Source organism: Streptomyces pseudovenezuelae, from assembly GCF_001513955.1.
Taxonomy (GTDB): domain Bacteria; phylum Actinomycetota; class Actinomycetes; order Streptomycetales; family Streptomycetaceae; genus Streptomyces; species Streptomyces pseudovenezuelae.
In genome coordinates this window covers 292,391-314,808 of record NZ_KQ948147.1, presented here as the reverse complement: position 1 = coordinate 314,808, position 22,418 = coordinate 292,391, and the positions used below count along the sequence as shown (strand labels likewise).

Sequence of the window (22,418 nt, the reverse complement as noted above, 5' to 3'; positions counted from 1 at the left end):
CCACATTCCCGGCGTCATCCACCGGAACATCAAGCGCCCCCGCGCCCAACCGGCGTCCGCCGTACCGTGATTCACGCGAGGCACACAGCCGTCGTGAACGATCGGTCTTCGCGAGGTCCTGATCGTCCGCGACACCAACCACACCCCCGTGGCGAAGATCCACGAGGAACGGCTGTCGGCGCGCGAGACTCACCGCGGAGCGCACGACCGGCTCCGTGAGACCGCGGTGACCCCGCTTGGCTGAACACCGCTGAGGCGAAAGGCACTTGATCCATGGAACGCGCCAGACCACCGCTCGACAGACGGCGCCTGCTGAAGGGGGCCGTGCTGGCCGCCGTGCCGTACGCACTGCTGTCCGAGACGCGGGCCGGGGCCGCCCCGCAGCCCGTCGACCATCCGCTCGCCGAGTGGCAGCCGGCCACTGCGTCCAACTTCACGGCCTCGGACCGACCCTGGTCGTACCGGGTGGACCGGGTGGTCGTCCACGTCACCCAGACCTCCTACACCGGAGCGCTGGACATCTTCCGCGATCCGGCCAAGAAGGTGTCCGCGCACTACGTCGTGCGATCGGCCGACGGCCATGTCGCGCAGTGCGTGCGGGAGGCGGACGTCGCCTGGCATGCCGGGAACTGGGACTACAACACCCGCAGCATCGGCATCGAGCACGAGGGCTGGGTGGACAAGCCGGCCTACTTCACCGAGGCCCTGTACCAGGAGTCCGCGAAGCTGACAGCGGGCGTCTGCGGGAGATACGGCATCCCCAGGGACCGCGCCCACATCATCGGGCACTACGAGGTGCCGGGCGCGGACCACACCGACCCGGGCCCCTACTGGGACTGGGACCGCTACCTGGGCATGGTCCAGGCCGTGTGAGCCGCGCCGATCGGGTGACGCCGGTCGAAGAGGTTGTTTGCGCGCGTACCGGGAGTGACGATGGTCCCAGCCGCATCGTGTTCCGGGGAGGCCGAGTTGACCGATCCATGGGTGGCCCTGGAGCCGGGGGCCGACCTTGCCGAGCAGGTCCGGCTGCTGCGACGGGCGCACGAGACGTTCACCGAGGCGGGCACGGTGCAGCGGCCGGTGCGCCCGGTGGTGGCCGACTCGTGGCGGCGTTCCGCGCGGGCCGGCGTCGGGCCGGACGGTTCGGCGGACGTCGAACTCAGCGACGGTGACCTCGGGGCGTATCGGTCCGAGCATCCGCTGGCGCGGGTCATGCCGCTGTTCCGCGAGCTGATGGGGACCTTCGCCTCCGACGGGGAGCATCTGCTCGCCGTGTGCGACGAGCACGGCAGGCTGCTGTGGGTCGAGGGGCACGCGCGGACCCGCCGGCAGGCGGAGTGGATGAACTTCGTTCCGGGTGCGCGGTGGGCGGAGACCGCCGTCGGGACGAACGCCCCGGGCACGGCGGTCGCGGTGGACCGTCCGGTGCAGGTGTTCGCGGCCGAGCACTTCATCCGCCGGGTGCAGCCGTGGACCTGCGCGGCGGCGCCGGTCCACGATCCGCGGACCGGGCGGGTGCTGGGGGCCGTTGACATCACCGGCGGGGACGGGCTCGCGCATCCGCACAGCCTGGGCTTCGTGCAGGCGGTCGCGCGGGCCGCGGAATCCCAGCTGGCGCTGCTCCTCCCCCATCAGCCGGCCGTCGACATACCTGAGCTGAGCGCACTGGGCCGGGACGAGGCGCTGCTGGTCCACGGCGGCCGCCGGGTCAGGCTCAGCCGCAGACACAGCGAGATCCTGGTCCTGCTGTCCCGGCATCCGGAGGGCCTGACCGGGGACGAGTTGTCGTGCGCGCTGTACGAGGACGAGTCGGTGACGCCGGTGACCCTGCGGGCCGAACTGGCGCGGCTGCGCAGGGTTCTCGGACCGGGCCTGCTGTCGTCGCGGCCGTACCGGCTGACCGTGCCGGTCGAGTCGGACGTGGCGGTCGTCGAGCGGCGGCTGGAGAGCGGGGCGGTCGCGGCGGCCGCGACGGGGTACGCCGGTCCGCTGCTGCCGGCCTCGCAGGCCCCGGCGGTGGCGCGGCTCAGGCGCCGGGTCGCGGACGGGCTGCTGACGGCGCTGGTCGCCCGCCGGGATCCCGACCTGCTGGCGGACTGGGCACACGCGCCGTGGGGCGAGGACGACATCGAGGTGTGGCGGGCACTGGCGGCCGTACGGCCCACGGCGAATGTGCTGGCCCGGCTGTCCGCGCTGGAGTCGGAGCTGGCCGCGCCGACGGCAACGTGGTTGCAACGTCCGCGCTCCTAGCCTCACGCGCAGAGCCGCCCAACGGCGGGCGGCGCTGCTGAAGGAGGCTGGCCAGCATGACCCGTTACGCGGCACCCGGCACCGAGGGCGCGATCGTCTCCTACCAGGCGCGCTACGACCACTTCATCGGTGGCGAGTACGTGCCGCCGGCGCGGGGGCAGTACTTCGAGAACCCGTCCCCGGTGAACGGTCAGCCCTTCACCGAGGTCGCCCGGGGCACCGCCGAGGACGTGGAGCGGGCGCTGGACGCCGCGCACGCCGCCGCCCCGGGCTGGGGCCGGACCTCGGTGACCGAACGCTCCGACATCCTCCTCAAGATCGCCGACCGTATGGAGGCGAACCTGGAGCAGCTGGCCGTGGCGGAGAGCTGGGAGAACGGCAAGCCGGTGCGCGAGACGCTGGCGGCCGACATCCCCCTGGCCATCGACCACTTCCGGTACTTCGCGGGGGCGATCCGGGCTCAGGAGGGTTCGCTCGGCGAGATCGACGACGACACGGTGGCCTACCACTTCCATGAGCCGCTCGGTGTCGTCGCGCAGATCATCCCGTGGAACTTCCCGATCCTGATGGCCGTGTGGAAGCTGGCCCCGGCTCTGGCGGCGGGCAACGCGGTCGTCATCAAGCCCGCCGAGCAGACCCCGGCCTCGATCCACTACTGGATGAGCCTGATCGCGGACCTGCTGCCGCCGGGCGTGGTGAACATCGTCAACGGCTTCGGGGTGGAGGCGGGAAAGCCGCTCGCGTCGAGCCCGCGGGTGGCCAAGGTGGCGTTCACCGGCGAGACCACCACGGGGCGGCTGATCATGCAGTACGCCTCGGAGAACATCAAGCCGGTCACCCTCGAACTCGGCGGCAAGTCGCCGAACATCTTCTTCGACGACGTCTGGGCGCGGGACGACGACTTCCGTGACAAGGCGCTCGAAGGGTTCACCATGTTCGCCCTCAACCAGGGCGAGGTCTGCACCTGCCCGTCCCGGGCCCTGATCCAGCGCGGCGCCTACGCCGAGTTCCTCGAAGCCGCTGTCGCCCGCACCGAACTCATCAAGCCGGGCCACCCTCTCGACACCGACACGATGATCGGCGCCCAGGCCTCCAACGACCAGCTGGAGAAGATCCTCTCCTACCTGGACGTCGGCCGGCAGGAGGGCGCGAAAGTCCTGACCGGTGGTGAACGCATCGAGTACGACGGCGAGTTGAAGGGCGGCTACTACGTCCAGCCGACCATCTTCGAGGGCGACAACCGTATGCGGATCTTCCAGGAGGAGATCTTCGGCCCCGTCGTCTCGGTGACGTCCTTCGACGACTTCGACGACGCCCTGAAGATCGCCAACGACACGCTGTACGGCCTCGGGGCGGGCGTGTGGACCCGGGACATGAACACCGCGTACCGGGCGGGACGGGCGATCCAGGCGGGCCGCGTCTGGACCAACTGCTACCACGCGTACCCGGCACACGCCGCGTTCGGCGGGTACAAGCAGTCGGGGATCGGGCGGGAGACGCACAAGATGATGCTGGAACACTACCAGCAGACCAAGAACCTTCTTGTTTCATACAGTCCGAAGAAACTTGGGTTCTTCTAGAGCCTGCAGTCGGTTGCCTGGAGGTGTCGTTGCGCTCCAGGCAACCCGAGACGATAGTTACTCAATGCAATCAATCGGACTGCTCTCGTCACTCTCTGGCACCCAGTGGGGTCCCACTCGGACCAGTCGCGGACCACATCGTGCCGACGAACGTCACTCGCGAGCCACCCCCTCATGAACGCAGCGACCCACCAAGCGCCCGTAGGCATCACCCGAACCGCCATGGTTCGGTACTTACTCGCTGCGGGCCGCTTCGTGATCACCGCTGGTCCCAGCCAGGCGAGCTGGTCCGCCGGGAGCAGTTGCTCCCGGCGGCCGGCCGGTGGCGCCATCCAGAGCAGCCGCCTTCCGCTGGAGTTGTGTCGCGGTCGCGAAGGCCTGGTGGAAATCGCCAGGTGCGAGGGTGCCGTTGTCGGGGGCGCGGCGGGCTGGCACGCTCCCTGCCCGACGTGCTCGCCCGCCGCCGCCCCGCTGATCGTGGCCTGGTTCACCAAGAGCCAGTGCCGTCCCTGCCCGGTCCGCACCCGGTGCCGGTGCACCACCAGCGCCGACAGCGCCCGGACCGCGCGCTTTCCCCGCGAGAACTCCGCGACCTGCAACTCCGCGTCCGCGCCAAGCAGCAGACCCCCGACTGGAAGCCCCGCTACGCGGTCCGCTCCGGGGTCGAGGGCACCATTGACGAGTTTGCCCACGGACACGGCATGCGCCACTGCTGCTACCGACTGAGGAAACCCCGTCACGACGGCCGCCTACCGCCTTCCACACCTTCCTGAGACCAGCACGACATCCCCCGATCGAAATCCTGGCGAACGCTGGGCGGTTGACCTCGACGGCTCCAAGATCCCCGACAGAGTCAAGCTCAGTGCCAGACGGAGAACGTGGCGTCGGCTCTGCCGGTGGTGGTGGAGATCGGGTCGATGCGCAGCACGTAGTCGTAGTGCCGGATGTAGCGGTCCGAGTAGTTGTGGGAGCGGAACGACGACCAGGAGGGGTCGGCGAGCCCGGCCGTCTTGTGGAAGGTGGCGTCCTGGGCGAATTTCGCGGTGCCGTCGTTGGCGTCCAGTCGCAGTTGGTAGAAGGCGTGCCGCAGGTAGCGGATCGGGTCGGTGACGGACTGGAAGGAGATGCCGGAGGAGTCGGCCAGTCCCGGCACCAACTTCCATTGCGAGTCGGTGTACGGGTCGAACGGGTACGGGTCGATGCGGCCGAGGGAGTCGACCTGACGCCAGTATCTGTCCGGGAAGTTGTAGGACTTCAGCCGGTTCCAGGCCGGCTTTCCCCATTTGGCGACCATGTTGTCGTACACCGTCTGGGGAATCGGCTTGATGTCGGCGTGCTTGGAGTTCAGCGGCTGGGTGTAGACGCGCCGGTCGGTGGCGGTCCAGGTGCCGGTGGAGAGGTCGCTGGTCTGCCAGGTGCAGAAGAGCGCGTTGGCGTCGCCCCACAGGTACCACGTGCCGGCGGCCTGGGCGAGGATCGGGCCCTCGATGCCTCCCTGGGGCGCCAGCCCCGAGGTGAACTGGGTGAAGCTGCCGGGATTGAGCGAGGTGGACTTCGCACCCACGAGGCTGTTGTGGCCCTTGAAGTACAGGTAGTTGACGCCGTTCACGTCCTTGGCCAGGGTGCCGTCGATGACGTCGTAGCCCGGGTCGAAGAAGACCTGCGGTGCCGTCACGGTCTGGAAGTCCGGGGTGTAGTTCACCATGATCACGTTGTGGCCGCTGCTGTTCACGGCCGAGTAGATGATGGCGTACTGGCCGCGGGAGGCGTCCCAGAAGGCGTCGGGCGCCCAGGTGTGGGTGGCCATGTCGTGCAGTTTCAGCAGGCGGTAGTTGTCGAAGGAGCGCAGGTCGGCGGAGTCCCAGACGTGGATGTACGGGCTCTTCTTGGTCCAGTCGGTGCCCTTCAGGTTGGTCGCCATGACGACGTAGGTGCCGTCCTGCTTGGGCAGGATGACGGGGTCGCGCAGACCGCCGTCGCCCGCGGTCGGGGTGACGACGGGGTGGTTCTGGTTCAGCGGCATCCACTGCAGCGCGTCGGTGCTGACGGCGAGGTGCAGGCCGTAGTCCGTACCGAGGTTTGTCGGTGACTGGGTGAAGTAGGCCATGACGAACGGGGAGGTCGTCGCGGCGCCCGCGGACCGGCTGCCGAGGGTGAGCACGCCAGTGGCGGACAGCGGCACGGCCGCGGCCATGCCGAGGAACAGCCGGCGCGACGGGAGGGGTGTGGCGCTCATCCGGTACCTCCGGGTCGTAGGGAAGGAAGGTGCGGGCGGATCCAGAACCTGTGGGCGGCCCCGGCCAGGAGCCGCCCACGGATTCGGTCCCTCGTCAGTTCCAGGGAGCCGCGGTGAGCCAGCTGGTGTCTTGGGCCCACGACGTCGTGTTGTCCCAGGCGTTGGTGCCGCCGTTGCCGGCGATGTAGGCCGTGTAGTTGTAGTGGCGGAGGTACTTGGTCGGGAAGTTGGAGGACTGGAAGGAGGTGGTGCCGACGCCGCTGTTGCCCGCGGTGGGGCAGAAGGTGGCGTCCTTCGCGAACGAGCTGCCGCCGTTGTCGGTGTTCAGGTAGAGCTGGTAGTTGAAGTGGCGCAGGAACTGGCCGGGCTTGTCGGCGGCTTCGAAGGACAGGCAGGAGGTGTTGGCCAGTCCGGCGCGGACGATCCAGGTGGCGTTGGCCTTGTCGGTGGCCGGGCTGGCGGAGTTGATGCTGGAGATGACGACCTTGGTGTCCGCGCTGTTGTGGCGCAGATAGTGGGAGGTGCAGCAGGGCGCGGTGGTGGCTTGCAGGGAGATCCGGGAGCCGGGGGTGAGGGTTCCGGTGCTGGTCGAGCCGCTGTTGTAGTCGGCTGCGGTGATGTTGGCCTGGACGGCGTTCTCGGTGGCGTCCGAGGGGTAGCCCTGGGTCATGACGCCTTCGTAGAAGGTGCCTTGGCCGGTGTTGCTGTTGTCGCCGCCGATGCCGAGGATGATCGCGCCCTGTTTCTTCATCGGGTTGTAGCCGGTGTCGTTGGGGCGCACGCCGTCGTAGAAGGTGGACAGGCTGCCCGACTGGGCGTTGCCGCCGCGGATGGCCCAGTGGTTCGGGCCGCCCTTGACGATGGCGGTCGTGAACCGGTGGTTGATGGTCGGGTCGCCCGCGTTGACGCCGCGGTTGACCCCGGAGAACAGGCCGTTCTCCAGGTCGGCCATGATCCAGGGGCCGGTGCCGCTGCCGGAGCCCCAGCCCGTGCTGGTGCCGAAGTAGATGGCCTCCATGGTGCCGTTGCCGTCGTCGTTGCCGGTCGTCTCGGCGTTGCCGTAGTCGAAGCAGCAGCCGCCGTTGACGTGCGTGCCGTCGAAGATGGCGTACATGCCCTCGGGCTGGTCGCCGGTGGCGATGCCGGTGGTGTTGTTGTTGCGGTAACCGGTGCCGGGAGCCACGTAGACGCCGTACGCCTTGTGCCCGCCGACGGTGACCGGCGCCTCGAAGGCGTTGGCCAGGTTGTCGTTCCCGTTCTCCGCCGGACCGGGCCAGTGGCCCCTGAGCGCCTGGGTGAGGTTGTTGTGCTTGGGCGACTGGTCGTAGATGACGGTGATGACGCAGCTGGTGTTCGCGCAGAAGGAGTCCTGCTGCGCGGCGTCGGCGTAGCCGCCCGCGCTCAGCAGGCCGATGTCCTTGGTCGCGTTGTCGGAAGCGCGTTTGACCTGGTAGAGCGGGCCGTTGTACGCGCCGTACAGGGCGCGGGTGGTGCTGTGCGCGGCGACGCAGGGGGTGCCGCCCGTGGCGTAGATGTCACACGGCCCCTGGGTGGCGGCCTGCGAGGGGGCGGCCGTGGCGGTGATCAGACCGGCGGCGAGCGCGGCGGTGGCCCCTGCCGCGAGCAGCGCGCGTCTGACACGGTGCGTCCACTGCTTCTTGATCATGAAGAACTCCTACGCAGAGTGGAGTGGGAGGTGAGTGGAACTCCCGGGTGCCGCCGTCACGGCGGCAGCCCGGCCCGGCCGGTAGCTCCGGGGGCCGGCCGAGGCGGCGGGCGCCGTCGCCGGAGTTCGTCGGGTACGCCGCCGGAGCGGCGGACTCCGCAGAGCGCTCACGGTGAGGCCTCACCGTGAGACGGTCGGGTCAGCTCGTCACGCGGAAGGTGGCGTCGCCGCGCCCCGTCGTGGTGGTGATCGGGTCGAGCTTCAGGTAGTAGGCGTAGTGGCGGATGTAACGGTCCGGGTGGTTGTACGACTGGAACGACGACTGGGTGGAGTCGGCGAGGCCGGCGACCTTGTTGAAGGTGGCATCCGCGGCGAACTGGCTGCTGCCGTCGTAGAGGGCGAGCTGGAAGTCGTAGTTGGCGTGCCGCAGGAAGTAGCCGGGGTGGTTCACCGACTCGAAGGAGACGGTGCCGGTGCCGGCCAGGCCGGGCCTGATCCGGAACTGGGAGTCCTCGACGGGGCTGACGTTCGGGTCGATGCGCACGTCGAAGTTGATCTGGCGCACGTAGCGGTCCTGGAAGTTGTACGACTGCAGCCGCTGCGCCGGGGTGTTGGGCCAGCGGGCGAGCACGCGGCTCTCCTCGGCGGCCGTGAGGGTCATGATCGCGCCGTGGCGCTTCGGGGTGCCGCCCATGTCGTAGCTGGTCGCATCCTGAAGCCGATAGGTGCTGACGTCGAACGGGTCGGTCGTCAGGATCGGCCTGTATTCGCGTACGCCCTGCGGGTTGTTGTAGTCGATGTAGAGGGCCCACTCGTTGCGGTCCCTGAACTTCATCCAGACCGGGCCTTCGACCACATTGCCGGTGAGGCCGATGCTGGAGAGGTTGCCGAGGTTGGTCCACGTCCCCAGGATCGAGTTGCTGCCCTCGACGTTGTTCTGGCCGTCGCCGGAGACCCGCAGGTAGCGGTAGGGGCCTGTGCCGGCGGGCACCTCCGTCATCTGGGTGTCGACGACCGGCGTGCTGCCGGGCGGGTCGATCCAGATCTGCGGGGTGGTGATGGTGCGGAAGTCCTTGGTGCGGGCGGAGTAGATGCGGTACTTGAAGATGCCGTTCACCGTGGCGTTCGTCGCCCAGTACAGGACGTAGTCGTTGGTCTCGGGGTTCCAGATCGCCTCCGGCGCCCACGCGTTCTTTCCGCCGGGGATCAGTCCGGCGGCGCCGAGCAGCCACGGCTTCGACCAGGTCACCAGGTCGGTCGACTCCCACACCACGAAGTCGGGGCTGCCGTTGGTGTACGTCGAGCCGCAGCGGATGCACAGGTCGGTCGCGATGATCCAGTACTTGCTCCCGTCAGGAGAGCGCACCAGTGCGGGGTCGCGTACGCCCTTCGTGCCGATCATGGAGTTCAGGACCGGCGCTCCGCCGTTGAGGTCGTTCCAGTGCAGGCCGTCCGTGCTGTGCGCGAGGTACAGCATCTGCCCGGTCGCGGAGTCGCCGGTGAAGTGCACCATCAGATAGCCGGGGTCGGCGGCGGCCGCCCGCTGGGGTGTCGTGAGGGCTTGGCCCGTGAAGAGGAGACAGACGGCGAGCAATATCACCGACAGCCGGGCACGGAGCGCAGACATGGGATCTCCTGTCGCGTGCGGGTGCCACCGCCGGCTAAGGGGAAGCGGGGCGGCGGGGCGAACTTGGTCTCGGAGCGGGCGGGACGGAACCCGGCTGCCGCGCAAGCCGGAAGGTCGGATCCGAACGACGGCGTTTCGCCGCTTCGTCCAGGACGCCGTGGTGACGGCGGGTCAGGGCGCACGAGCACGCACGTAAGCCCAGGTGGGGCGGTTTCGGCACGAGCCGGGCGCCTGTGCCTCTCAGTGCCCGTGAAGGCGTTTCAGGTGGGCGGCACTTCGGACGGAAGTCTTCACAGCCAACTCGCTATTCAGTCAGGCACGTTGGACGATATATCGAACGCTGTTCGTGAAATCGGGCAGAGGCTAGATCCGGAAAAGAGGGCGCGTCAATACATCCGACACATCCGATCCGCCGAACATACAGATGAGTGATCCGGCACTCACCCGGCCCTCTGGCCCGGCTCGTACGAGATATGCCCCGTCCGCTTATGGGGGGGGCGACGGGGGCCAGTTCGGCTGACCGACCATGGCCGGCGGCGCGAACGGGGGTCTCCCTGATCACCGGCCACCCCGCAGGGCTCCACCCCGTCAGGCAATCACCTGCACAACGTCCACCCAGTTTCTGTTATCGCCCCGCCGTCCCCCCGCCTCCTGCACATGCATGCGACAGATCAGTCGGCGCACCATGCTCAAGGCCACAGGTGCCGCAGCCGTCGGTCCCGCCGGCCTCGCCACCCTTCCGGTGGACGCGGGCGGAGCCTTCGCGCACCACGGCCTCCTCCACACCGGCGCCGACCTCGCCCGCATGGCCGCCAACGTGAAGGCCGGCGCCGCGCCCTACACCGCCGGGTACGCGAAGATGGCCGCCAACCGGCATGCGCAGAGCGGCTGCACGGCCCGCCCGCAGGCCATCGTGTGCCGGAGCACGGCACTGCGCCCCCGCAACACATGGCCGCAGAACTACGGGACGACCCGACAGCCGGTAAGAATTTGTGTCACACGGCTAGACACAGGCAACGTCCATATCCGTTAATCCATCCCATGTGTCGGCGAAGATCCCTGTTCAATATTTCGGACGACGTTTGAAAAGTCGAACCATGTGCGGAACGTCCAAGCAGCCGCTCTGCCGTATCGAAAGGCTCAAGATGTCTTCCTCCGTCAGCAGGCGTCGTCTCCTGCAACTGGCCGGGGCCACCGTGGCCGCCTCTGCCACAGGGACCTTCCTCGGCGTTTCTTCCGCCCAAGCGGCCATCGCCCCCGCGAGGACCGACATCGGGGTCTCCGCAAACCCCTTCGAACTCGGCCAGGTCCGGCTCACCGCGAGCCGGTGGCTGGACAACCAGAACCGCACCCAGAACTACCTGCGGTTCGTCGATGTCGACCGGCTGCTGTACAACTTCCGCGCCACCCACAGGCTCTCCACCAACGGCGCGACCGCCAACGGCGGCTGGGACGCGCCGAACTTCGGCTTCCGCACCCACATCCAGGGGCACTTCCTCACGGCATGGGCACAGTCGTACGCCGTCACCGGGGACACCACCTGCCGGGACAAGGCCACCTACATGGTCGCGGAGCTGGCCAAGTGCCAGGCCAACAACAGCGCCGCCGGTTTCAACCCCGGGTATCTCTCCGGCTACCCGGAGGCCAACTTCACTGCTCTTGAGCAGGGAACCAGTGGCGAAGTGCTGTACTACACGATCCACAAGACCCTCGCCGGCCTGCTGGACGTATGGCGCCACATCGGCAGCACACAAGCACGGGACGTGCTCCTCGCCCTGGCCGGATGGGTCGACTGGCGCACCGGCCGGCTGACCACCCAGCAGATGCAGACCATGCTGCGCGTCGAGTTCGGCGGCATGAACACCGTGCTGACCGATCTCTACCAGCAGACGGGCGACACGCGGTGGCTCACCGCCGCCCAACGGTTCGACCACGCCACGGTGTTCGACCCGCTGGCGGCCAACCAGGACCAGCTCAACGGGATTCACGCCAACACTCAGGTCCCCAAGTGGATCGGGGCGGCCCGGGAGTACAAGGCCACCGGCACCACCCGCTACCGCGACATCGCCACCAACGCCTGGAACATCACCGTCAACGCGCACACCTACGCCATCGGCGGCAACAGCCAGGCGGAGCATTTCCGCGCCCCGAACGCCATCGCCGGCTACCTGACCAACGACACGTGCGAAAGCTGCAACACCATCAACATGCTCACCCTCACCCGGGAACTGTTCACGCTGGACCCGAACCGCGTCGCACTGTTCGACTACTACGAGCGGGCGTGGCTGAACCAGATCATCGGCCAGCAGAACCCGGCCGACGACCACGGCCACGTCACCTACTTCACCCCCCTCAAGCCGGGAGGCCGACGCGGTGTCGGCCCGGCGTTGGGCGGCGGCACCTGGAGCACGGACTACGGCACCTTCTGGTGCTGTCAGGGCACGGGCCTGGAGATGCACACCAGGCTGATGGACTCCATCTACTTCCACAACGACACCACGCTGACCGTGAACATGTTCGTGCCGTCGGTGCTCACCTGGACGGAGCGCGGTATCACCGTCACCCAGACGACGACCTACCCTGTCAGTGACACGACGACCCTTCAGGTCACCGGCAGCGTCAGCGGAACCTGGGCGATGCGCATCCGTATACCGAGCTGGACCACCGGGGCCATCATCAGCGTCAACGGCATCGCGCAGAACATCACCACCACGCCCGGCAGTTACGCCACCCTGAACCGCTCGTGGACCTCCGGCGACACGGTCACCGTCCGCCTGCCCATGCGGATCGGCATCCGACCGGCCAACGACAACGCGAACGTCGCGGCGATCACCTACGGCCCGGTGATCCTCGCGGGCAACTACGGTGACGCCACCCTCAGTGCCCCGCCTGCGCTGACCACGTCCTCGATCAAACGGACCAGCAGCAGTTCACTCGCCTTCACCGCCACCTCCAGCGGCTCCACCGTCAACCTGGGCCCGTTCTACGACGCGCACGGCTTCAACTACACCGTCTACTGGAACACCACCGGCAACACCGTCCGTCTCGTCAACGCGAGCAGCGGTCTCCTGCTGGGCATCCAGAACATGTCCACGTCCAACGGCGGCCGCGCTCTGCAATGGACGGACAACGGCACCGCCGACCACACATGGGAAATGATCACTGATGGAAGCGCGGTCCGCTTCCTCAACGCCAACAGTGGCAAGGTGCTCGGCGTCCTGAACATGGACACGGCAGACGGCGCGACCGTTCTGCAGTGGTCGGACAACGGCACCGCCGACCACAAATGGACCCTGCTCGACCAGGGAGACGGAACCTACAAGATCCGCAACGTGAACAGCGGCAAGCTGCTCGCCATCGCGGACAACTCCACCGCCGTCGGCGCGTTCGCGGTCCAGGACGCGGACGACGGCACCGCCGACAACCGCTGGCGCATCGTGCTGAACTAACGTCCGTCGCGGAAGGAGGGCTTGGTTGCCCCTGTCCTCGATGATCCGGGGGGGGTGCTGTCGCCGGTCCCGGCGGCACCGGATGGTCGCTGATGGAAGCGTGTCCGCCGACAGGCAGGGCTGCGAAATGTGGCTGCCGATCTCCGGTGCCCGGCGGGCCACCGGTGGTGATCCCGGGGAGGGGAAAGCCCGGCGACCAGCAACGACTTCACATCGATCGATGTGTTCTGCGCCGTGGGCAAGTCCACTCACCACGGCGCGGCCCTGCTGCGTGATGGCCGCATCACCTTCGACAAGCCGCTGCCCGACGGCGAGCCCCGGCTGCGGGAACTGTTCGCCCGCCTGGGGCGCAAGGGGAAGGCGCTGGTCCTGGTGGACCAGCCGGCCTCCATCGGCACCCTGGCGGTCACCGTCGCCCGCACCACCTGGCGACCGACCAGCTCAACTCGTGGGCCCACCCATGGATCTGAGGCAGACCGGCACCACCAACCCGCCGACCACGGCGCCGATATGCGTACACCGTTCGAGGAAACCAGCACCACTCAGAAGCCCCGCCGGGCCGCACCTGCGGGGCTTCTCGTCGCACGCCGCTCTCACGCGCCTGTCACCGACTGCGTCTGCTCCCCGGACCAGAATGCCCCGCCCTGGCATTACGCACTCGTCTTGGACTGGCCTGGACACCCACACAACCTGTGTCCTGTGGGACCGCGGCCCACTCGCTAGCAGCACGCAGTCGCGGATCAGTGTCCGGGAACAAGCCGAGCGTCGGCTTCTTCATCGTGGCCAATGCGCCGTTCACGGTCGACGGCGAATTGCTGGAACGATCGGGCCTTTCATTCGGGGTCCCGGGGAATCCGGTTGTCCCAGCTCTACGAAGAAGCAGCGGCCGCGTGTAGTAGCGTAGGCATGTAGATTGCACTGAGGAGTCGACTTGTTACGTTGCGAGTCCGTCAGCAAGCGCTACGGCAAGGGACGTTGGATTCTCCAGGACGTGGATCTGGAGGTCTCGGGCGGCGACGTCCTCGCCCTCGTGGGCAGCAACGGCTCAGGCAAGTCGACCCTGTTGAGACTGCTCGTAGGGCTGTCTCAGCCCACGTCCGGACGGGTCATGGGACGGCCGCGGCACATCGGCTGGGTACCGGACCGCTTCACCGCCCACGAACGGGTCTCCGCCCTCTCCTACCTCACCCACATGGGGCGCATCCGGGGCCTGTCCGGCCCGGCCGCGCGGGCGAAGGCCGGGCGGCTGCTGGACCGGCTGGCGCTGGTCGGCGGCCGGGACGCGGCACTGCGCACCCTGTCCAAGGGGAACGCCCAGAAGGTCGCGCTCGCCCAGGCACTGCTCGTCGAGCCCGCTCTGCTCGTCCTCGACGAGCCGTGGTCGGGCCTGGACGCCTCGGCACACGGCGTGTTGGCCGAGTTCATCGCGGAAGTGTCCGCCGCCGGCGGGGCCGTGGTCTTCACCGACCACCGCGAGGCTATTGCCGAGACGCACGCGACCGGTGTCCACGCCATCAGCGACGGACGGGTGAGCCCGCGCAGCGGACCGTCCCAGGGCGGGCCGGTCACCGAGGTGGAAGTGGTCCTGACCGTGCCGGTCACCGGCGCCGTACCCCTGGAAGTGAACTGGTACGCGCTGCCCGGCGTCACGGACGCCTCCCGCGGGGAGAACGCGATCGTCCTGCGCGTTGCGCGTGAGCACTCGGACACCGCGCTCCTGACGGCGCTGCAACATCACTGGTCGGTGGAGAGCCTCACGAGGCCGGGCACCGGCCACGCCTCCCGCTCGGGCGCGAGGAGGGCCGCCCTGTGATCGCGCTGGTCCGCTACCTGTTCACCGTGATGCTGCTCTCGCAGCGCTACCTCGCTCCGCTCCTGCTGTTCGTCGGCCTTCTCGCGGTGCTGACCAGCAGTGACTCGGGCCCGCTGGCCGCCACCTACGGCTCGGCGGCCGGAGGCATGCTGGTCTGCTCCGTCTGGCTGACGATGGGGCTGATCGGGCTGGAGGACCAGACGCACCGCTCGGTCGTCGTCGTCACCGCGGGCAGTCATCTGCGGGTGCTGCTCGGTTCGGTGGGCACGGCCGCCCTGTGGTGCCTGCCGTTGACGGCGGCCGGGCTCGTCCTGCCGCTGCTGTTCGGCTCGCACACCTTCACCTTCGCCGACGCGGTCCTGGGCACCGAGGCCCAGCTCACCTGCGCCTTCACGGGTATCGCGATCGGCGTCCTGTGCTCACGGCTGATCTTCCGCCGACAGGGCTACGCCCTGCTGCTGGCCCTCGTCCTGCTGCTGGCGGTGCTGCTGGCCAAGGGCGTCTCCCCGGTCAACGTGCTGCTCGGTGACCTGCAGAGCGCCTCCGGCTCCGCGGATGTCCTCGGGTCCACCAGTGCCCTGCTCGCGATCTCGGCGGGCGTCCTGGCGGCCGCGGTGACGGCCACCCACGCGATCAGCGTCCGCAGGAGCTGAGGCGTCGCGAGGGCCGTGCCGGTACTCGCGGCGCCCAGCAACATGGACACCTGCGGCGAATTGAGCGCACCCATTCCACTGACGCTCCGTCTCAGCCAATACATCGGAAGTCCTGGCGGGCCAGAACGCTTTCCGGTGCGACGACGTGCGGAACAGTCCTTCGCGAGGCTTTCTGTTCAGTCGCCCGCGCTGATCGCCACAGCAGCGGAGTGGTGAATCCGGGAAGTTCTCGGAACCGCCGGTGAAATACCGGCGGCCCCGCACGCCCGGCTAGGCCGGGTTCACGTCGGCGTACAGCACATGATGGTCCGAGACCGGATTCGGATGGACACGGTGCCCGGCGGGGGCGTAGCCGCGCAGGAAGACGTAGTCGAACTTGCTCTGCCAGTCGGTGGTCGGCTCGCAGCTCGTGGCGGCCCCGGGACGGCAGTGGGGGTCCGCGTCCGTGGCCAGTTTCCACATCGGGGTGAGTTCGTAGGCGTCCGGCACGGCGTTGAAGTCGCCGATGACGATCGCGCGGTCGTGCCGGGCGACCTTCTTGGCGAGGACACCGACCTGGTTTGCCCGGACCGGCTCCTGGCGGCGTTCGGCGAGGTGGGTGTTGAAGACCCGGACCGGGCGGCCGCCCACCGTGGTGGTGACCTCCATGTATCCGCGGTCCTCGGAGCCGCCGTCGGGATACTCCTCGGTGACGACGTCGGTCATCGGGGCCGCCGAGAGGATCGCCTCGCCGTAGCCGCCCGGCTTCCAGGGCGCTCCCCCGCACCGGCCCCAGCTCTGGAGAACCGGCCCGTACTCGACGTGGTAGACGAGCCCGTGGAGGTTCTCCAGATAGTCCCGGATCTTCTCGACGTCGCCCACGCAGGCCTCCTGGAGGCCGATGACCTGCGGCGCGAACCTGGCGATCTCCGCCGCCCGGTCGTCGTTGCCCGTCTCGCAGGGGTTGCAGAGGTTCCAGGTCATGACCCGGTTCGGTACGACGTCTCTGGCGGGTTTGGCGGGCACCGAGCCGGCGTCGAGGGCACCGCTCGGCGCACTGGGTCCGGAGAGCACCATCCACGCCACCACCATGGCACCCACGAGCAACCACGTGCCCTTTCCGAGCACCCTCGCCTCCTCAGCGTGGACGGACACATCGGGCGACCGACGTCTGCTTCACGAGGTTATGGCACCGGGGTCGGCCCGGGGAACGGGCGTCCCCCGGGCCGAGCGCCGCGTCACTCCTCGTCGCGCAGCCGGGCCGCCAGGGAGGTCAGGGGCTGGGTCTCCTCGGTGTGGCCCTGGGCGGTCAGATGGGACACCGCGGCGTCGAGGCGGACGAGGGCGGGTGCGGGGCGTTCCAGGTAGAGGCCCTCCACAGCGCCCGCGAGGCGCACGCACTCGGCCCATTCACCGGCCCGGTCGTCCTGCGGTCCCGGCTCGCCGAGCAGGGCCAGGGCCTTCTCCAGGGCGGCCAGTGCGTCCTCGTACGCCCCGGCGTAGGCGCTGACCCGCCCGTGTTCGTAGGCCAGGGCGCTGTCCAGGGAGCGGCCGCGCGGTTCGTGTCCGGCCGCGCGGGCCTCGTCGGCGATCCGGCCGGCGTCGGCGAGGAAGGCGCGGGCGTCGGCCAGGCCCTCGGCGCCCTGCTGCTGGGCCTGGAGGCGGGCCAGTTCACGCAGGCAGTTGCTGAGCAGTTCGTAGCGCGGGTCGCGGGCGTGGGCGGCGATCGCCTGGTCCGCCGCCTCGCGGGCCGGGCCGAACTCGCCGGACTCACCGAGGAGTACGGCCGTCTCCGCGGCGATCATGGCGTGGCTGCCCGGGTCGTCGTCCCAGCCGGCCGACTCGGCCGCGAGGGCGGCGAACTCGGCCGTGGCCGCCTTGACGTCCTCCCCGGCACGCAGCGCGCGGGCGCGGGTCAGGCGCAGCTGGGCGGTGAGCCGGTCGTCCAGTTCTCCGGCGGCGACGTCCGGTTCGGCCAGCAGTGAGTCGAGCAGGGCGATGCAGTCCTCGACCCGGTCCAGGTCGAGGCTGAGCTGGGCCGCGTTGCTGTAGGTGCAGAACGCGTCGATCCGGTTGCCCCGGCGCAGGTCCGCCTCCGCCGAGCGCGTCAGGTGCCGCAGGGCGTCGCCGGGGCGGCCCAGGTGCATGCAGGCCTCGGCGAGATCGCCGTGCAGGCGGGTGGTGTCGACCGTGTCGGCCGGCCAGTCGGCGGCCCGTCGCAGCGCTTCGGTGAGGTCCGCGTGCGCGGCCTCGGGGTCCCGGAGCGCGAGCTGGAGCCGGCCGCGCAGTCCGAGGGTGCGGGGCAGGTGCCAGGCGGGGCCGTGCGCCCTGAGCCGGTCGAGGAGGACGTCGACCCCGGTGACCGCGGCGGGCAGGTCACCGGAGAGGGCGTGCGTGCTCGCCCGCAGCATCAGCGCGCCGGAGAGCTGCCCGGCCAGGTCGTGCCGGGTGGCGAAGGCCTGCACCAGGTCGGTCTCGGCGAACACCGGCTCCACGTGCTCCTTGCTTCCCGTCGTCTGCAGGCGCAGGCCGAGCGCGGTCGCCCGCAGCCGCAGCAGACGGGCCTCGTGACCGGGGGCGAGGCCGGTGGTCTCCTCGTGCAGGCGGACCAGGGACGCGTGGACTCCGGTCAGCTCGGCCGCCCTGGCCTCGGCCCCGGCCGCGTCCTGCGCGGGGATCTGGGCGGTGGCGAGCAGGGCGCAGGCGCGGGCGACCGCCGCGTGGCCGGGCTCCGCGGCGTCCTCGTAGAGGGCCGCGGCCTCCTCGTGGAGGGCTGCCGCCTCGGCGAAGTCGTCCTTGTTGCCCGCCTGGTTCGCCTCGTCGGCCAGCAGGTCCGCGCGCAGCCGGACCAGGGGGCCCACGGCCGGGTCGTCGGGGTGGGCGTAGTCGTGGGCTGCGACGAGCGTGCGCAGCCGCGCGAAGCAGACCTGGGCCTCGGGGTGCCCCTCCTCCTCCAGCTTCCGTGCCCGGAGGATGAGTTCGGGCAGCGACTCGGGGACGGCCGTGGTCGTACGGGAGGCGGGTGCGGCGACGGGGGCGGTCGGGGCCACATCGTCGAGACTGCGGGGGCGCAGGGTCAGTTCCAGCGTGTCGAGGAGGGGAGCCCGGCCGAGGCGGGTCCCGCGGCGGTGGGTGTGGGTGGAGGTGCCGTTGCGGGCGTCGAAGCGGGCGGCGAGGTCGTCGGCGCGGCCCCGCACCTCGGCGCGCAGGCCGGACACCGTCCAGGTGCGGCCCGTGTATCCGGTGGCCGGCAGTTCGCCGTGGCCGAGGTGCTCGACGCGCTGCAGGAGGACCTCGACGCCGGTGAGGAAGTCGAGCTGGTCCAGCGGCGAGTCGACCTCGTCGAACAGGTTCCGGTTCTCTGCGAGCAGTTCCAGTCCGCGGGCCTCGTTGCCGGTCAGCGCGCAGAACTCCAGGTGCCGGCCCACCTCCCCGGACATCGAGGGGTTGCGGCGGCAGCCGCGGTAGCCGGCGAGGTGCAGTTCGCGGGCCCGGTCGGCGGCGCCGGTGCGCAGCAGGGGCAGCAGCGCGTACGACAGGGAGCGGGCCGGTTCCTCCTGGCAGGACTCCTTCCCGTTCAGCACGGGCTCCCAGGTGCGCAGGGCCCGCTCGTCGTCGCCCGCCGCGAGGTGGAACAGGGCGCGCTCGCAGATCTCGCAGGCCTCGCAGTCGCTGAGCCGGGTGCGGCCGCGGCCCGCCCACAGCTCGTAGGCGAGGGTGGTGTCCTCGCCCACGTGGGCGGCGAGCTGGTACGCCTGTCCGTAGTAGGGCTGGAGGCCGAGGCCGGCCTTCTCGTAGCGGTCGCGCATCTCCGTCAGCCACTGGCGCAGGCTGGCCAGCGGTATCTCGGGCAGCTGGCGCAGGGCGTGGCCCACCCACTTGAACCGCCAGAACACCATGTGGCGCAGGCGCTCGTCGAAGACCTCGGGCCGCTCGTCGAACAGGGTGAGCAGCCGGGCGAAGACGACGGGCGACTTCCGGGGTTCGGAACCGTAGGTGTACGCCTCCTGGAGTTCGAGGAGCGCGTGGACGAGCGGGACGGGCTCCTCGAACTGCTCGGCGGCGTCGACGAGTTCCTCGGCGGTCACGGTGCGGGTACGGTCGTAGGGACGCTCGTCGTTCTCCTGGAGCGCCTGGAACAGCTCGTCGGTGGTCTGGATCGCGTGGGGCATCGTCAGCTGTCCTTGCGGAGGGCGTGGGCGAGGAGGTCGAGGAAGGAGCGGTTGATGAGGCTCGACTCGGCGGGCCTGAGCGGGCGCCGGGACAGCATCGCGGCCTGCCCGTAGAGGGCTTCGGCGCTGGTGCGGGCCAGCTCGGGCTCGCCGATGGTGACGGCGGTACGCACCAGTGGGTTGAGCTGGTTGAGGATCAGCTGGGCCCGCGGGGCCTCCTGGCGCAGGGCGCCGAGGATGTCGCCCCACACACCGCCCTGCTGCTCGCGGGCGAGCTGGGAGCGGGTGCGTTCGTGCCGGGCCTCGCGGCTGTCGAGGAGGAGGGCGGGGGCGGAGGCGGGCTGGAAGGTGCGCAGCGCGACATCGCAGTCGAAGACGGCGAGGGCGTCGCGGGCCTGGGCGAGATAGGCCGCGGCGGCCAGCTCGGTCTCCCGGTCGACGGGGTCGAGGTGGGCGGTGAGGGTCGCCGGGTCGAGGTCGGCGACGGTGACCTCGGGCCTGACCTCGGGGAGCCGGTGGACCAGGGCGCGGTCGTAGGTGTAGCCGCCGTTGACGACGCCGAGCCCGGCGGCCGAGGCGATCGCCGCGACCTGGCGGAACTCTTCCACGCTGGACGTGACGAGCACGGTGCGGTGGGTGCGCGCGAACTCGTCGAGGGTGGCGTGCCCGTCGGTGGTCTCGAACGGCAGCCAGGGCAGCAGCATTCGCATGATCTCGTCGTCGTGCACCGCGAGCGACTTCACGGCCAGGTGGTGCACCTGGAGGAAGCGGCCGAGCAGCTCGGGGTCGCTCGCGGCGGCCCTGGCGATCCACGCGCGCAGGCGTTCGGCGAGGGCGTCGCGGACGGCGGCTAGGGTGTCGTCCTCGTACAGGGACTCGCGGGAGGCCGTGGGGCGCAGGCTCTCGGCGTCGATGACACAGCGGACGAAGAACGCCCAGTCGGGCAGGATCTCCTCGGCCTGCTCGGACAGCAGCATGCCCTTGACGTGCACGCGGTGTCCGTGGCGGCGCCCGGCCGGTACCGCTTCGGGCAGCACGCAGGCGATGCCCTTCAGGCCGACGGCCGGCAGGTCGAGTTCGATGGTGTCCAGCGGCGTGAACCCGAAGACGTCCTCGCCGTAGGCGGCCAGGGCGCGGGAGCGGGCTCCGGGGGTGGGGTGGGTGCGTGCCCAGGGTGCGGGTTCGGGGTTGACGGGTGCGCCCCTGCCGCCGGGACCTGCGGTGCCGTCGTCGAAGGTCACCGGGTGGCGCAGCAGGGAGCCGAAGTGGCGGGCCAGCGCGTGGACCTGTGCCGGGCGGGTCCACTCGCCCGCGTCGGCGCGGGGCGTCAGGGTGACGGTGGTGCCGGGCCTGGGGCGGGCGGAGGCGGGCAGGGTGCGGACGGTGTAGCTGCCGTCGCCGCGTCCGCGCCACTCCACGGCGGGGGCGTCGGGGGTTCGGGCGGAGCGGCTCACGACGTGGATCTCGTCCGCGACCAGGAAGCAGGAGAGCAGACCGATGCCGAACTGGCCGATGAAGTCGGCGCGTTGGTCGGCGATCTGCTCCGCGCGCTTGCTGCTGCGGCCGATGGTGGCGAGGAAGGTGTGCACGTCGGCCTCGGTGAGACCGACGCCGTCGTCCTCGACCCGCACCACGGAGCCGTCGGCGTACAGGCGGATGCCGAACGCGTCGGCGGGGGCGCCCTGTTCGAGGGTGTGCCGGGCGGTGAGCGCGTCCACGGCGTTCTGGAGGAGCTCGCGCAGGTAGACGCGGGGGCTGGAGTAGAGGTGGTGGGAGAGGAGATCGACCAGGCCGCGCAGGTCCACCTGGAAGGTGCGGTCGGCGGTGGCGTGGTCGGCGGATTCGGGGCGCAGAGGCATGGGGCAGTCCGGGGAGAGGGGAACGGCGAGGGTGGGCGAGGGTCCGGCGCCGGGACGGGCGGGAACCGTGTGGCCTGCGGCTCAGACAGCCTTGCGGAAGCGTGCGTAGGCCTTCTGGGGGTCCGCCATGAAGGCCCACGGCCACTCGGTGAAGACCCCGTCCAGTTCGCGGAAGACATTGGAGGCCGTCCTGCTGCCCGCCAGCGAGAGGGCCATGGCGAAGATGTTGTAGTCGCCCTGCCAGCCCAGGCGGCGTTCGTACGTGTGGTGCAGGATGCTGCGCTCCGCTGCTTCCCGCAACTCGGCCTGGATGTGCGGGTGTTGCAGGCAGTCGCGGTTGTCCTCCTCCACCCACTGCTCGATGTGGGCCATGGCGATGACACAGCCGAGGCGGTGCCCGTCGGGCGCCGCGGCGTAGGCCTTGCGGGCGAACGCCAGGGCCTGGCCCGGCTCACCGCCCCAGCGGGGCTGCAGCTGGGACACCCACTCGATGTGGGTCTCCAGGTCCAGCGGGTCGCGGCGCAGGGCGGCGTCGCGCCGGGTCTGGGTGACGGCGGGGCCGAGCGACATGCCGCGGCCGGAGGTGAGCAGGCGGCGCCACGGGGTGATCCAGTCGGGCCGCAGCTCGGCGGCTTCGAGCAGGTGCTCCTCGGCGATCTCCAGCCGCTCGTGGAAGATCCGCCACTGCTCCCGCGTGACGTCCACGGCACGGGCGGAGGTACGGGCCTCCCAGCCCCAGCTGATGTGCCGTGTCCCGGATATCAGCAGGGCCGTCGCCCGGTGTTCCTTGTCGTCCTCGACGGCCCGGCCGATCCAGTCCTGCACCCCGTCCAGGTCGGCGAGCTGGCCGAGCACCGCGTGGTCACGGCCGAGATCGAAGGGGGCCAGGGCCGCCTTGACCGCCTCCCAGTCACCGGCGTCGGCCGCCTCCACCAGCGCGAGCACCCGGGTGTCCCCGAGGGCGCGCAGCGGGTACGTCCCGTTCTTCTGTCTGCGCGGGACGGGCAGGGCGTACGGATTCCCCTCCGGTCTCTCCGCATCCCTGCCGAACAGCTTGCCGAACATGCCGCGCCCTCCCCATGGTCCCGCGTGATCGTCCGTGCAGCATAAACGGCCCCGCTGACACCGCTTCCA

General features: G+C 70.0%; 14 protein-coding genes. 7 read left to right on the top strand and 7 right to left on the bottom strand.

The genetic code is table 11. From position 1 onward, the window contains the following. The first annotated feature begins 273 nt into the window (after positions 1 to 273). The 3 genes from AQI94_RS17765 (at position 274) to adh (ending at position 3,830) form a co-directional block, all read left to right on the top strand. Positions 274 to 873, top strand: coding sequence for an N-acetylmuramoyl-L-alanine amidase (locus AQI94_RS17765; protein ID WP_031039587.1), 600 nt, complete (start codon positions 274 to 276; stop codon positions 871 to 873). Between the two features lie 96 nt (positions 874 to 969). Then, positions 970 to 2,250, top strand: a complete 1,281-nt coding sequence (locus tag AQI94_RS17760; RefSeq protein ID WP_031039586.1) for a GAF domain-containing protein — start codon at positions 970 to 972, stop codon at positions 2,248 to 2,250. Positions 2,251 to 2,306: 56 nt separating this feature from the next. Next, positions 2,307 to 3,830 carry an aldehyde dehydrogenase gene (adh, locus tag AQI94_RS17755; protein ID WP_031039582.1) on the top strand — a complete coding sequence of 508 codons (1,524 nt, stop codon included), beginning with the start codon at positions 2,307 to 2,309 and terminating at the stop codon, positions 3,828 to 3,830. A gap of 859 nt (positions 3,831 to 4,689) precedes the next feature. Here the strand turns inward: adh and AQI94_RS17750 are convergent. From AQI94_RS17750 to AQI94_RS17740, 3 genes are all read right to left on the bottom strand, one after another. Next, positions 4,690 to 6,066 carry a glycoside hydrolase family 43 protein gene (locus AQI94_RS17750; RefSeq protein WP_031039581.1) on the bottom strand — a complete coding sequence of 459 codons (1,377 nt, stop codon included), beginning with the start codon at positions 6,064 to 6,066 and terminating at the stop codon, positions 4,690 to 4,692. Positions 6,067 to 6,160: 94 nt separating this feature from the next. Beyond that, complete coding sequence (locus AQI94_RS17745; protein WP_031039578.1) at positions 6,161 to 7,732, bottom strand: alpha-L-arabinofuranosidase B; 1,572 nt, start codon at positions 7,730 to 7,732, stop codon at positions 6,161 to 6,163. A 199-nt stretch (positions 7,733 to 7,931) separates the two neighbouring features. Beyond that, positions 7,932 to 9,359, bottom strand: a complete 1,428-nt coding sequence (locus tag AQI94_RS17740; RefSeq protein WP_031039575.1) for a glycoside hydrolase family 43 protein — start codon at positions 9,357 to 9,359, stop codon at positions 7,932 to 7,934. Between the two features lie 661 nt (positions 9,360 to 10,020). Between AQI94_RS17740 and AQI94_RS17735 the strand changes: the two genes are divergently transcribed. The 4 genes from AQI94_RS17735 to AQI94_RS17720 all read left to right on the top strand — a co-directional run bounded on the left by AQI94_RS17735 (position 10,021) and on the right by AQI94_RS17720 (position 15,274). After that, a complete protein-coding gene (locus AQI94_RS17735; protein ID WP_318658112.1) occupies positions 10,021 to 10,392 on the top strand; it encodes a hypothetical protein in 372 nt (123 codons plus the stop codon). A 112-nt stretch (positions 10,393 to 10,504) separates the two neighbouring features. Continuing rightward, entirely contained in the window at positions 10,505 to 12,808 is a 2,304-nt protein-coding gene (locus AQI94_RS17730; RefSeq protein WP_031039571.1) for a beta-L-arabinofuranosidase domain-containing protein, read from the top strand. A 931-nt stretch (positions 12,809 to 13,739) separates the two neighbouring features. Beyond that, positions 13,740 to 14,621, top strand: a complete 882-nt coding sequence (locus AQI94_RS17725; protein ID WP_051831942.1) for an ABC transporter ATP-binding protein — start codon at positions 13,740 to 13,742, stop codon at positions 14,619 to 14,621. Next, complete coding sequence (locus tag AQI94_RS17720) at positions 14,618 to 15,274, top strand: hypothetical protein (RefSeq protein ID WP_031039564.1); 657 nt, start codon at positions 14,618 to 14,620, stop codon at positions 15,272 to 15,274. Before AQI94_RS17725 ends, AQI94_RS17720 begins: the two co-directional genes overlap by 4 nt. A 270-nt stretch (positions 15,275 to 15,544) precedes the next feature. Here AQI94_RS17720 and AQI94_RS17715 read toward each other — a convergent pair whose 3' ends face one another. From AQI94_RS17715 to AQI94_RS17700, 4 genes are all read right to left on the bottom strand, one after another. After that, positions 15,545 to 16,345: an endonuclease/exonuclease/phosphatase family protein gene (locus tag AQI94_RS17715; RefSeq protein ID WP_078902634.1), complete on the bottom strand. Its 801-nt coding sequence runs from the start codon at positions 16,343 to 16,345 to the stop codon at positions 15,545 to 15,547. A gap of 146 nt (positions 16,346 to 16,491) precedes the next feature. Then, positions 16,492 to 19,425 carry a hypothetical protein gene (locus AQI94_RS17710; RefSeq protein ID WP_031039558.1) on the bottom strand — a complete coding sequence of 978 codons (2,934 nt, stop codon included), beginning with the start codon at positions 19,423 to 19,425 and terminating at the stop codon, positions 16,492 to 16,494. Between the two features lie 2 nt (positions 19,426 to 19,427). After that, complete coding sequence (locus tag AQI94_RS17705) at positions 19,428 to 21,284, bottom strand: HSP90 family protein (RefSeq protein WP_031039557.1); 1,857 nt, start codon at positions 21,282 to 21,284, stop codon at positions 19,428 to 19,430. 81 nt (positions 21,285 to 21,365) lie between these two features. Further along, positions 21,366 to 22,349, bottom strand: coding sequence for a hypothetical protein (locus tag AQI94_RS17700; protein WP_031039553.1), 984 nt, complete (start codon positions 22,347 to 22,349; stop codon positions 21,366 to 21,368). Positions 22,350 to 22,418 lie beyond the last annotated feature (69 nt).